This window comes from Metabacillus endolithicus (assembly GCF_023078335.1).
GTDB lineage: Bacteria > Bacillota > Bacilli > Bacillales > Bacillaceae > Metabacillus > Metabacillus endolithicus.
The window spans coordinates 2,870,581-2,882,790 of the sequence record NZ_CP095550.1 but is presented as its reverse complement, the minus strand read 5'-3'; the positions used below and the strand labels follow the sequence as shown (position 1 = coordinate 2,882,790).

At 35.5% G+C, this 12,210-nt stretch carries 12 protein-coding genes and 1 pseudogene; 3 read left to right on the top strand and 10 right to left on the bottom strand.

Features of this window, described 5'->3' with window-relative positions:
* Positions 1 to 88: 88 nt before the first annotated feature.
* The 6 genes and pseudogenes from MVE64_RS14905 to groES form a co-directional block, all read right to left on the bottom strand.
* A complete protein-coding gene (locus MVE64_RS14905; protein WP_247339184.1) occupies positions 89 to 721 on the bottom strand; it encodes a YesL family protein in 633 nt (210 codons plus the stop codon).
* 34 nt (positions 722 to 755) lie between these two features.
* Positions 756 to 1,594, bottom strand: a pseudogene (locus MVE64_RS14900) (carbohydrate ABC transporter permease).
* Positions 1,595 to 2,509: a carbohydrate ABC transporter permease gene (locus tag MVE64_RS14895; protein ID WP_247347064.1), complete on the bottom strand. Its 915-nt coding sequence runs from the start codon at positions 2,507 to 2,509 to the stop codon at positions 1,595 to 1,597.
* Between the two features lie 950 nt (positions 2,510 to 3,459).
* Positions 3,460 to 4,311: a DegV family protein gene (locus tag MVE64_RS14890; RefSeq protein ID WP_247339181.1), complete on the bottom strand. Its 852-nt coding sequence runs from the start codon at positions 4,309 to 4,311 to the stop codon at positions 3,460 to 3,462.
* A 240-nt stretch (positions 4,312 to 4,551) separates the two neighbouring features.
* Positions 4,552 to 6,186, bottom strand: coding sequence for a chaperonin GroEL (gene groL / locus MVE64_RS14885; protein ID WP_098798911.1), 1,635 nt, complete (start codon positions 6,184 to 6,186; stop codon positions 4,552 to 4,554).
* A gap of 54 nt (positions 6,187 to 6,240) precedes the next feature.
* Positions 6,241 to 6,525 carry a co-chaperone GroES gene (groES, locus tag MVE64_RS14880; RefSeq protein WP_026561982.1) on the bottom strand — a complete coding sequence of 95 codons (285 nt, stop codon included), beginning with the start codon at positions 6,523 to 6,525 and terminating at the stop codon, positions 6,241 to 6,243.
* 321 nt (positions 6,526 to 6,846) lie between these two features.
* On the opposite strand from groES, the gene MVE64_RS14875 reads away from it, so the two are divergent.
* Together MVE64_RS14875 and MVE64_RS14870 are read left to right on the top strand one after the other, a co-directional pair.
* Complete coding sequence (locus MVE64_RS14875; protein WP_247339180.1) at positions 6,847 to 7,572, top strand: CPBP family intramembrane glutamic endopeptidase; 726 nt, start codon at positions 6,847 to 6,849, stop codon at positions 7,570 to 7,572.
* Positions 7,569 to 7,772 (top strand): YdiK family protein, encoded by a 204-nt coding sequence (locus MVE64_RS14870; protein ID WP_176551189.1) that lies wholly within the window; start codon positions 7,569 to 7,571, stop codon positions 7,770 to 7,772. Before MVE64_RS14875 ends, MVE64_RS14870 begins: the two co-directional genes overlap by 4 nt.
* Positions 7,773 to 7,787: 15 nt before the next feature.
* Here the strand turns inward: MVE64_RS14870 and tatC are convergent, their stop codons facing one another.
* From tatC to moaC, 4 genes are all read right to left on the bottom strand, one after another.
* Positions 7,788 to 8,537 (bottom strand): twin-arginine translocase subunit TatC, encoded by a 750-nt coding sequence (gene tatC, locus MVE64_RS14865; RefSeq protein ID WP_247339178.1) that lies wholly within the window; start codon positions 8,535 to 8,537, stop codon positions 7,788 to 7,790.
* 16 nt (positions 8,538 to 8,553) lie between these two features.
* Entirely contained in the window at positions 8,554 to 8,748 is a 195-nt protein-coding gene (locus MVE64_RS14860) for a twin-arginine translocase TatA/TatE family subunit (RefSeq protein ID WP_098798907.1), read from the bottom strand.
* 29 nt (positions 8,749 to 8,777) lie between these two features.
* Positions 8,778 to 9,422, bottom strand: a complete 645-nt coding sequence (locus MVE64_RS14855; protein ID WP_098798906.1) for a redox-sensing transcriptional repressor Rex — start codon at positions 9,420 to 9,422, stop codon at positions 8,778 to 8,780.
* Positions 9,423 to 9,495: 73 nt separating this feature from the next.
* Entirely contained in the window at positions 9,496 to 9,987 is a 492-nt protein-coding gene (gene moaC / locus MVE64_RS14850) for a cyclic pyranopterin monophosphate synthase MoaC (protein ID WP_247339176.1), read from the bottom strand.
* 224 nt (positions 9,988 to 10,211) lie between these two features.
* Between moaC and MVE64_RS14845 the strand changes: the two genes are divergently transcribed.
* Positions 10,212 to 12,146, top strand: a complete 1,935-nt coding sequence (locus MVE64_RS14845; protein ID WP_247339174.1) for an ABC-F family ATP-binding cassette domain-containing protein — start codon at positions 10,212 to 10,214, stop codon at positions 12,144 to 12,146.
* Positions 12,147 to 12,210 lie beyond the last annotated feature (64 nt).

Below are 12,210 nucleotides of genomic sequence, written 5' to 3'. Positions count from 1 at the left end.
GCTTACAAATTAACAATTATGCATACTCATAGCTGTATTTATTTTTACTATAGGTAGGAAATAAACATTTAATAGGAGCAACAGCATTTTACGTCGATTTCATCGTTACTCTCTGATCCATTTTAGTAAAGACCCGCAACGTAACCCACATCACCCCTATCCCTAAGACACTAATCGTAAAAAAAGGAATGATCCCTGGATAGCTTAATGATAGATACAATACCAAGAAGATCGCCAAGCCACACATTAAGGTATAATGAATTTTTGATAAACCTACAATAATGGCATTCTTAAGATGTTGCCTCCAGGTAGCTTTATAATGTACAAGCATTGGAAAAGCCCAAATTAATAGAATCATATAGAAGAAAACCATTAAATAAAAGGCAAAGGGAGTTACAATAGAGAACACACTTACTGAGTTCTTCATTAATTGAAAATTAACATACAGAATCACTCCGGTTATCGTTAAAATCCATCCCAATATATTGGCTGTAGCAAATTCTTGACGATATATTTTCTTAAATGTTTGGAAAATTTTAATATCATGTTCACCCAGAATCCACTTTCTAGCTACACTTAACATAGCGGCAGTAGATGGAAAGATACCTGCTACAAATAATCCCAGAACCGAAAAGAAAATCCATGCTACATTTAACACAACAAGGCGGAAAATCCATTGAAGTATAAAATCTAATTTTGATACAATTTCTTTCCCATTCATCTCAATACTCCACCTCTTTATATCTGCAATAGGTTTACCCCTTCACTCCACCAACTGTAAGTCCTGCAACAAAGTACCGTTGGAAAAAGACAAAGAGAATAATGATTGGAATAATTGTCATAACAGAACCTGCAATGAGTACATCATAATTATTTCCGTAAGGTGTTAATAAGGTTGCTAAGCCAATCGGTAATGTAAACATATCGTTCGATCTTAAAACAATTAATGGCCATAAGAAATTGTTCCAACTTCCTAATCCTTGAAGAATCGCCATCGCCGCCATCGATGGCCCCATAAGCGGAAGCATAATTTTAAAGAAAATTCCATACTCTGTAGCTCCATCAATCCTTGCCGCATCCATTAATTCTTTTGGAAGCCAATCGCATATTGTCTGAAGAAGAATACTGCTACTGGTGCAACGACAGCAGGGAGAATAACAGCTGTGTACGTATTGATTAAATTCATACTAATCATCAATTGAAAGAGCGGGAGCATTAGAATTTCAAAAGGAACCATTAAAATAAATAGCACAAATCCAAAAATCAGATTTCTTCCTTTAAAGTCATATAATGCCAGAGCATACCCGACCATCGAAGAGAAAAATAACGATAAAACAATCGTAATCGCCGAAATGGTCAAGCTGTTCATATACCAGCCCCAATAATTACTAGCTTGTGTAAAAATATACGTGTAGTTATTAAAACTTAGTGTGCTAGGATCAAAAGCCAAGCTAATTCCATTTCGCATTAATTCAGAAGAAGGTCTTAGTGATGAAATTAACAAATTTAAAATAGGGAACAACGCAATAAATGAAATAATGCAAAAGCCTATGTTAATTAACCAAACGACTAGTGTATTTTTTTTCTTTTTCATTTACTCATCCCCTTTCTTAAAGGCTCCAGTTAAAATAAGCTGAATGAAGCTAACCGCAAAAATGATTAACATTAAAACAACCCCGATTGCTGCACCAAATCCCATATCATTCTGCTGTATTCCTTGCTGATATAAATAACCAACAACCGTTAATCCAATATTTCCTGGGGAACCTGCTTCCCAGAAAACAAAGCTTTCTTCAAACATTCTAAAACCATTAATGACCGAAATAGTGGTTACAAAGATTGTCACCGGCTTTAAAAACGGTAATGTTACATAGAAGAACTTCTTGACCGTTGATGCACCATCTATCTCTGCTGCTTCGTATAATTCCTTAGGAACATTTTGAAGAGCAGCTAAGAAATAAAGAATGTTCACACCCATCCAACGCCAACTGCACAGAAGAACCATGAGGAACATACCTGACCAAGCGTTATATCTCCAATCAACAGACTCTAAACCTACCCAATTTAAAATTTGGTTAGCCACTGCCGTATCCGTTTCACCAAACATAAGTCTAAACACCATACCAGCTACAATCGTTGAAGCTAATGCAGGTAAAAACAAAGATGCACGGAAAAATGTTTTAAATTTAACAAGCTTTGAATCTAGTAATACAGCTAGAATGATTGGTGTTATGACTAAAATGAGAACTGTTAATAAAACGTAGATTGATGTATTTGATAGTGCCTTATAAAAGGTTGGATTAAGAACCCTTGAATAATTAGACATTCCTATAAATGTTGTTTGCCCTGGAAGTACTCGCTGAAAGCTCATGATGATTGCTTGTATAGAAGGATATAAAGATAAAACCAAAAAAGAAAGGATAAACGGAGAGACAAAAATATACGGTACTACTTTTTTTGAATTGAGAAATTTTAACACTTTATTTGATCTATTTGCTGTTACTGTCATTTCAGGTGATGTATTCTTCGAAGTAGGTAACATGTAAAAAACCTCCCTTTGATACATAGTAGCTGAAAACCTCTTAAGAGCACGGAAAAACACACAATACATTTTTTATCATGGCCCAAGACTGTTTAAAGCGAGATCGAAATGATTTCTAGAATAGAAGTATGAAAGTCATGTTATTTATAAGATTTGAATTACATTAAACAACCTCCCCTTGAGACTAAAATTGACAACGCTTACACTGCCAATCAAAAAAATATTACATACGTACCAATAATAGGAGAATTTATTTTGTACGAACAAATATAAAGATAAATCCCCACTCACTCATACGTATATGTTAGGTATATATTGATTATAAATAACTGAATATTTAATTTCAAGTACTTTCTGATTATTTTATATATAATGAAAAATTTGTCTAATCTTGTTATCCTGCTATATTTAGGACTATTTATGCATACCCTTAAACGAAAACCAGCACTTAACTATTCATCATGACAACTACAATTATCACATTCAACTTGTAAGCATGTGTTTATTAATACAAATATCTCCCCCTCAAAACCAAACTCTGGATTGAGGTCATTGTGGAAATTGAGCCCTTCTTATAATCCAAAAATGATCCTATAAAAATAAAAGTTAAGTTATTCCATTACACTTGTTTTGAAGTTAGAAAAATTTTAGAACAATAAAATGATCAAATATCAAAAAAAGCTTCCCACAAGTTTAATCAACTTATGAGAAGCTTCTCTTATTTGGTGTGGATAGATAATTCAATGTATTATTAAATTCCTACTGTAACATATAACACGATTTAACCGTTTTTCACTAAGTTGCATTAGCAAATTATTAGCAATCAAAAAAGATACTCTCCTCACTTTTCCACACTTTAGTTTTCATAATTCCAATCATTTCAATCAATTGCTTTCTGGTATATAGTCTCTCCCGTATTATTGCTCCAATCCCGCTACCCCGAAGCCCCCAGCTCCAGAATGTGTTGAAATCATACCGCCCGCCTGGATCCACCTTATATTGTGGAATCTATTTTCTTTTGCAATCTCATCCATCCGCTGCTTGATTCTTTCATCAAACCCTATTGAGTAAATAAAATATAGCTGCTTTCTATCGATGTTGTATGTATTTAAGTAATCACTAAAAAGTTTTTCAGTAGCTCCACTCATATTCCCGCGGTACTTTTTTGTAGACATTAGCTTTCCATCCTTCAACTCTATGCATGGCTTTATTTTCAACAGAGTTCCAATCAAAGAAGCCATATTACTTACTCGTCCTCCTGCTTTAAGAAACTCAAGACTACCTGGGATGAAAACCAATCTTGATTTAGGAACGATTGCCTCTATTTTTTCAACTAAATGTTCCGGTTCAATGGAAGGTTCCTGCTCTAATAACTCAGCAGCATACAGTACAATCGCAGCTAATCCTCCAGTAACGTTCAGAGCATCAATGAGAAAAATACCTTCAAATTCTTCCGCAGCAATGACTGCATTTTGAAACGAAGAAGAAGCTTTTGATGTATAACCAATATGTACAATGATACAATCTGGGAAACTCTCTCTTATATTTGCAAAGAATTCTTGATACTCATGTGCATTTGTGGAGGTAGTAGAAGGTATTTTCTTCGTACGTCCGTAATAATCATAAATATCCTGTACCGGAAGATAACCATCTAAATAATCTTTTCCATCCATAATGATATGCATTGGAACTATTTGAACATCGTACTTTTCAGCTAAATCACTCGGCACGTCAGCACCGCTTTCGGTCGATAAGATGATTCTTCGCATTCTATTTCCCCCTTGGGTATATTAAGGTCCGCGTTCACTCTTCCAACATTATGTTTTAATTATACACGAGAAATCTTTTATCACATAAAAACGTATGTCAGCCAATAGAAAAGCAAATATTAACAACAAAAAAAAGACTACCTCCTCTAATTAAGGAAGTAGTCTTTACATTTACATGACTAATTTAAAAATGGGTGAAAAATAGATAAACTATTTCTCAGATGTTTGGCTCAGAAGGCCTTACATCATGCCGCCCATTCCACCCATGCCGCCCATGCCGCTCATATCTGGCATGCCGCCGCCTTCTTCAGGTTTGTCAGCGATAACAGCTTCAGTTGTTAAGAACATAGCTGCTACAGATGCTGCGTTTTGAAGTGCAGAACGAGTAACTTTAGTTGGGTCAACGATACCAGCTTCGAACATGTTTACCCATGTGCCGTTAGCTGCGTTGAAGCCGATGCCTACTTGTTCGTTTTTCAAGCGCTCAACGATAACAGATCCTTCAAGACCAGCGTTGTGAGCGATTTGACGTACTGGCTCTTCAAGAGAACGAAGGATGATGTTAACACCTGTTTGAGTGTCACCTTCTTCTTGAATAGCAGCAACTTTATTGTATACATTCACTAGAGCAGTACCACCACCAGAAACGATACCTTCTTCTACTGCAGCGCGAGTAGAGTTAAGAGCATCTTCGATACGTAGTTTACGCTCTTTTAATTCAGTTTCAGTTGCAGCACCAACTTTGATAACTGCTACACCGCCAGCTAATTTAGCAAGACGCTCTTGTAATTTTTCTTTATCGAACTCAGAAGTTGTTTCTTCTAATTGAGAACGAATTTGGCTTACGCGACCAGCGATTTGATCAGCTTGGCCAGCACCTTCTACGATTGTTGTGTTTTCTTTTGTTACAACGATTTTAGAAGCGCGTCCTAATTGATCGATGTTAGCAGACTTAAGATCTAAGCCTAGCTCTTCAGTGATTACTTCACCGCCAGTTAAGATCGCAATGTCTTCTAGCATTGCTTTACGACGATCACCGAATCCTGGAGCTTTAACAGCTACAGCATTGAATGTTCCACGAAGCTTGTTCACAACTAGAGTTGCTAATGCTTCACCTTCAACATCCTCAGCGATTAGTAATAGTGGTTTACCTTGTTGTACCACTTGCTCTAATACTGGTAGGATTTCTTGAATGTTTGTAATTTTTTTGTCAGTAATTAATACATATGGGTTTTCAAGAACTGCTTCCATTTTGTCAGAATCAGTTACCATGTATGGAGATGCATACCCACGATCGAATTGCATACCTTCTACTACTTCTAATTCAGTAGAGAAACCTTTAGACTCTTCGATTGTGATAACACCGTCGTTACCAACTCGCTCCATTGCTTCCGCAATTAATTGACCTACTTCATCATCAGCAGAAGAAATCGCAGCAACTTGTGCAATTGATTCTTTACCTTCGATTGGTTTAGAAATCGCTTGAAGCTCTTCTAATGCAACAGCTACAGCTTTTTCGATACCTTTACGAACTACCATTGGGTTAGCACCAGCTGTTACGTTCTTTAATCCTTCACGGATCATTGCTTGAGCTAAAACAGTTGCAGTAGTTGTACCGTCACCAGCAACATCATTTGTTTTGCTAGCAACTTCAGCTACTAGTTTAGCACCCATGTTTTCGAATGCATCTTCTAATTCGATTTCTTTCGCAATTGTTACACCATCGTTTGTGATTAAAGGTGAACCGTATTTCTTTTCTAATACTACGTTACGTCCTTTAGGTCCTAATGTAACTTTTACAGCATCTGCTAAAGCGTCAACACCACGAAGCATCGAACGGCGAGCTTCTTCGCTAAATTTAATATCTTTTGCCATTTTCACATAACCTCCTCAAGATTATAAAATGTTCTATGATATAGGGCTGTTCTATTAACCGATAACAGCTAAAATGTCGTTTTCACGTAAAATTAAGTATTCAGTACCTTCATATTTCACTTCAGTACCAGCATATTTTGAGAAGATAATACGATCGCCTTCTGCTACTTCAAGCGCCACTTTTTCTCCGCTATCTAGTACACGACCTGTACCAACAGCAACTACCTTACCTTCTTGTGGCTTCTCTTTCGCACTATCAGGAAGGACGATACCACTAGCAGTTTTTTCTTCTGATTCAACTAACTCGATAATAACGCGATCACCTAATGGCTTTAACAAGTGAAACAACCTCCTCAATTTCATAAATAATTGATTAATTTTTCCTTTTTATTAGCACTCGCTAATCTTGAGTGCTAACACAATTAATATATTATATAAGATCCTTTTTAATTTCAAGTATGAAGCTTAATTTTTTTGAGAACTTTTTCTATTATTTTTCGACTCGGCTAATTCCTAGTAGAAAACGATATCATTTTAGATCTTAATCATTTTGTCTCATGAAAAGAGATATCATACATAAGATGGAATGTGGGTATGTTACAATAAAGTTTGGTATAATTATTCGTTGTTATATCACCGATGGTTTACAAGGAGGCTAATATGAAAAGGCATTATTGGTTTATTTTATTAACATATATGCTACTACAGCTATCATCGTTTCTAGGAATAAGGTTATTAGACCTATTAAATATAGGAGAAACCACAGTTGAGAGGTTTGCATATTGGACAATCCTCAGCTTTTCATTGGCTTTCTTCATTATTCTCTTTCTTTTAAGACACGAACGTCATGCAGAAAGCCGCTTCCGAGGGGAACCATCTTCTGTTGGGGCTTCAATCGGTTGGGCTGTTGCAGGTTTCTTTTTAGCTTTATTTGTACAAAGTGTTGCAGCAAACATAGAAGTAAATGTATTTGGGGTCGAAGCCGGGTCTGAGAACACTCAAATGATTGTTAATGTTATTAAGGTTTCACCTCTGGTTATCATTGTGACCTCAATTTTAGGTCCTATACTTGAAGAAATTATTTTCCGAAAAATTCTTTTTGGGGTGCTTTATACTAAAACAAACTTCTTTATTGCTGCTGTTATTAGTTCACTTATTTTTTCACTATTACATGGTGAACCACAGCATGTTCTGTTGTACGGTTCAATGGGATTCACGTTCGCGTTTCTTTATGTTAAAACAAAACGAATACTCGTCCCAATCTTTGCTCATGTCGCTATGAATACAATGGTCGTGATTATCCAGACTGTATTCCAGGAAGATATAGAAAGAATGATGAAGCAAATGGAACAAATGCAAGTAATTATTGGAGGCTTTTTATCATGAGAACTAATCCTATTTCTATGGCCATATTTTATTTGGTCATGGGGTTACTATTTACTTACTTAGCAATAAACAGTGCCGAGAATGGGATATTTACCTTTCCAACTATTCTATTAATGCTGATCGCAACCTTCGATATTGGTGTTGCGATTCGTATGTTTACTTTATCAAGAAAAATTAAAAAAATGAACATAAAAAAATGAGACTTTTCACGAGTCTCATTTTTTTATGTTTTCTTCTTCAAAACGCATCTTCTGTGCTTTTCGATAGGAAATACGAGAAATCCATATGCTAATTTCATATAAAATAAACAACGGTATGGAAACCATTAAATGGGATGCTAGTTCAGGTGGTGTGATTAAAGCTGCAATAACCAATAATACAAAGTATGCGTATTTTCTAACCTTTGATAAAAACATAGGGGTTACAATTCCTAATCTAGTCAGAAACATTATTACAACCGGTAATTGAAACAGGATACCAAATGGCACTGTTAGCTGTAATAAAAACGAGAAATACTCATTCACTCCGATGACTTGATTAATATCCAAGTCAGTTGATATTCTTTCCATAAAGTCGATCACAAACGGAAATAGGATAAAGTAAGAAAATGAAATCCCGAGAAAGAATAACATAAGTGAAATAGGAATATAGCTTAGTGTTACTTTTCTTTCTTTTTCATATAAACCTGGACTAACAAACGACCAGAGCTGATACAAAATAATCGGTGAAGTAATAACAAATGCTATTATGAAAGCGAACTTCATATAAACCATTAAGGGATCTGTTAAATTAAAAGCATTTAATGTTAGTGATTTTGCTTCATCAGTTTGCTGCAAATAAATAATGATCGGTCTGGAAAGGAGAAATCCGGCAATAACCGCTACGAAAAAGAAAACGACAACAATAACGAGTCGTTTTCTTAGTTCGGTTATATGTTCCATGACCGACATTTCATCATGTTTCATATCGGTTCATCCTATCTTACTTGACTTCTTCCTTTTTCTCTTTTTTGCTGTCTTGCTCATCATCATCGTCTGCTAAACCTTTTGTTGCATTTTTAAATTCACGAAGTGTATTACCTGCTGCTTTTCCAAGTTCAGGTAGCTTTTTTGGTCCAAAAATAAGTAATGCTACGAATACGATAAGTAAAAGGCTTCCGATTCCTACTGTTGGCATCGAATCCACCTCCTTTTCTGGGCTATTATTTATTTCTCCTCATGAGGATAATGTTTTAAGAAATATACTAGAGACTGTAGCTCCACTGCTAAATCTATGTGATGAATTCTTATTTCATCCGGCACGTTTAACCGTGCTGGTGTAAAGTTTAATATTCCTTTAATACCCTTTGTAATGAGACGGTCTGTGATCGATTGTGCAACTGGTGCTGGTACAGTTAAAATCGCAACTGTAACATCATCAGGAAGATGGTTTTCCATCTCATCTAAATGGAAGACCGGTACCCCGCCTATCTCACTACCTACCTTATCTTCGTCTACATCAAAAGCTAGAGAAATAACAGTATTGTTATTTTTAGTGAAATTATAATGTAAAAATGCCGTTCCTAAATTCCCTACTCCAATTAAACATACTTTCGTTATCTCATCTTGATCTAATGTTTTTCTAAAAAAGGATAACAAATAATTTACATTATATCCATATCCTTTTTTTCCAAGAGCTCCAAAATATGAAAAATCTCTTCGGATTGTAGCGGAATCTACCTTTACTGCATCACTTAACTCGGCGGATGAGACACGTTGCTTTCCTGACGAGTGTAAATTTTTTAAAAACCGATAATATAAAGGCAATCTCTTAGCAGTTGCCTGCGGTATTTTCGTTTGGTCTATATTCAATCTTATCCCTCACATTCACACAAACACATATGACAATGCTTATAGGATTTTGGAGATACTAGTAAAATCCATGTCATATTTCGTTTCTTAGGAAATCGCCGCTTTTACCACCTGTTTTCTCTACTAAATAGGTTGGGCCTATAATCATTCCTTTATCCACTGCTTTACACATATCATAAACAGTTAGTGCTGTTATGCTAGCAGAGGTTAACGCTTCCATTTCAACACCTGTACTTCCTTTTGTTTTCACAGTAACTGAGATCAATAGAGTATAATGATTCGTATCAGAAACATCCCATTCAAACTCAATGTTTACACCTTTTATTGAAATTGGATGACACATAGGAATAACCTGTGATGTTTGCTTAGCTGCCATAACTCCAGCTACTTGTGCAACCGATAATACATCACCTTTCCCTATTTCATGGTTGATCATTTTTTCATAAACCTCTTTTGTTACTTGAATACTTGTCTTAGCTTGAGCTGTTCTAACAGTCTCTTCTTTAGCCGAAATATCAACCATCTTTGCTCGGCCTTGTTCATTAAAATGAGTAAACTCTGACATATACAAATCTCCTTATATTAGACTATACACTATTTTTTAGCTTCTGTCTGTTTTGTTATTGTGACAATTATATGGATACAAAAAGCAAGAATCACCCGTTTAACAACTAAGAGTATATGACACACTTGAATCAAGAGCAATTTTCTTTTCCGTCGACAAAATTCGGGTGGTGACAGGCACCCCAAAACTAAGCTACACTTAAAGCATTAGTAGAGGTGAAAACAATGATATTGTTACAAATAAATCAACTTAGCAAATACTTTGGTGCTGAACCTATTTTATCGAATATTAAGTTGGAAGTACAAACGAGAGATAAAGTTGCGATTGTTGGTCGCAATGGAGCAGGGAAATCAACACTTTTAAAAATTATTTCCGGAGCCATGTCCCATGATTCTGGTGAAATTATCAAGCCTAAAGATGTTTCCGTTGGATATTTAGCTCAAGACACAGGACTTGAGTCTCAATTATCGATTTGGGAAGAAATGAATTTAGTGTTTAAAGACCTCAAATCAATGGAACAAGAAATGCGAAATCTTGAACAGCAAATGGCAACAGTTGATCCATCCACTGAATCACAAAAGTTTGAGCAGCTTTTAAAAGAATATGATACTCTTCAAGTCAGATTTAAAGAAGAAGGCGGATATCAATATGAAGCTGATATACGTTCTGTTCTACATGGCCTTGGATTTCACCATTTTGATCCAACAACAAAAATTGCTTCTTTAAGTGGTGGCCAAAAAACAAGACTTGCTTTAGGTAAGCTATTACTTACTAAACCTGATCTATTAATATTGGACGAGCCAACGAACCATCTTGATATTGAAACATTAACCTGGTTAGAACAATATTTACAAAACTACCCTGGAGCAATACTGATTGTTTCCCATGACCGATATTTCCTAGATAAGATTGTTACACAAGTATATGAAATCAGCCGCCATACAAGCACAAGATTTATTGGTAACTACAGCCAATATCTAAAGCAAAAAGCTGACTCATATGAAAAGGAGTTAAAAAGCTTTGAAAAGCAACAGGAAGAGGTAGCTAAACTTAAGGACTTTATTCAACGAAACTTAGCTCGTGCTTCTACAACAAAGCTGGCCCAAAGCAGAAGAAAAAAGCTAGAGAAGATGGAGTTAATGAACAAGCCTCTAGGTGATGAAAAATCAGCAAGCTTTCAGTTCGATATTGACAGACAAAGCGGTAACGATGTGTTAAAAGCTGATCATATTTCTGTTTCCTATGACAATGTTCATTCTGTTATCTCTAACATATCCTTTTCTATTTCCCGAGGTGATAGCATTGCCTTAGTCGGACCAAATGGAATCGGGAAATCAACTTTACTAAAATCAATTATTCAGAAATTAGATTCGTTAACTGGTACCTTTTCTCTTGGCTCACATGTACAAATTGGTTACTATGATCAGCAACAAGCTGATCTTACATCAAATAAACGAGTTTTAGACGAGCTGTGGGATGAATATCCACAAATGACCGAAAAAGAAATTCGAACCATACTTGGAAACTTTCTATTCTCTGGTGATGATGTATTAAAGCCTGTATCTGCTCTAAGTGGAGGAGAGAAAGCAAGAGTGGCACTCTCTAAACTGATGCTACAAAAAGCGAACTTCCTAATTCTTGATGAGCCAACGAACCATCTTGATTTGGATAGTAAGCAAATTTTAGAAAATGCTTTAATTGACTTTCCAGGTACAATCCTTTTTGTTTCTCATGACAGATACTTTATTAATAGAATTGCCACAAAAGTTTATGAGCTTTCTAGCACTCATCTTACTGAGTACCTAGGAGATTATGATTATTATCTGACAAAAAAGGAAGAACAACTTGAACATGAACGGTTAGAGCAAGAAGGAAATGACTCTCCCATACAAAAAAAATCAGGACAAGATCCTGAGGGGAAATTAAGTTATCAACAAGAAAAAGAGTTAAAAAAACTTGAAAGACAAAAGCAAAGAAGAATTGAAGAAATTGAAAATGAAATTAGCGAACTTGAAGGTAAAGTTGAAGTAAATGAAGCCCTGCTTTGTGATCCAGATGTTTATCAAGATCATGAAAAAGTACAAAAAATTAACGAAGAAAATGAACAAATTCATTCTAAACTAGAAGATCTAATGGCAGAATGGGAGCAATTACATTAATTTTTATGTAATCAACGTAATATTTATTAAACAGCGGGTTTCTCGCTGTTTTTTTTGATTTCAT

Excerpts from the sequence above, each read along its gene's own strand:
- moaC (WP_247339176.1), bottom strand. The coding sequence starts at position 9,987 with ATGTCAGAGTTTACTCATTTTAATGAACAAGGCCGAGCAAAGATGGTT.
- MVE64_RS14875 (WP_247339180.1), top strand. The coding sequence starts at position 6,847 with ATGAAAAGGCATTATTGGTTTATTTTATTAACATATATGCTACTACAG.
- MVE64_RS14890 (WP_247339181.1), bottom strand. The coding sequence starts at position 4,311 with ATGCGAAGAATCATCTTATCGACCGAAAGCGGTGCTGACGTGCCGAGT.
- groL (WP_098798911.1), bottom strand. The coding sequence starts at position 6,186 with ATGGCAAAAGATATTAAATTTAGCGAAGAAGCTCGCCGTTCGATGCTT.
- MVE64_RS14895 (WP_247347064.1), bottom strand. The coding sequence starts at position 2,509 with ATGACAGTAACAGCAAATAGATCAAATAAAGTGTTAAAATTTCTCAAT.
- MVE64_RS14870 (WP_176551189.1), top strand. The coding sequence starts at position 7,569 with ATGAGAACTAATCCTATTTCTATGGCCATATTTTATTTGGTCATGGGG.
- MVE64_RS14905 (WP_247339184.1), bottom strand. The coding sequence starts at position 721 with ATGAATGGGAAAGAAATTGTATCAAAATTAGATTTTATACTTCAATGG.
- tatC (WP_247339178.1), bottom strand. The coding sequence starts at position 8,537 with ATGAAACATGATGAAATGTCGGTCATGGAACATATAACCGAACTAAGA.
- MVE64_RS14860 (WP_098798907.1), bottom strand. The coding sequence starts at position 8,748 with ATGCCAACAGTAGGAATCGGAAGCCTTTTACTTATCGTATTCGTAGCA.
- MVE64_RS14845 (WP_247339174.1), top strand. The coding sequence starts at position 10,212 with ATGATATTGTTACAAATAAATCAACTTAGCAAATACTTTGGTGCTGAA.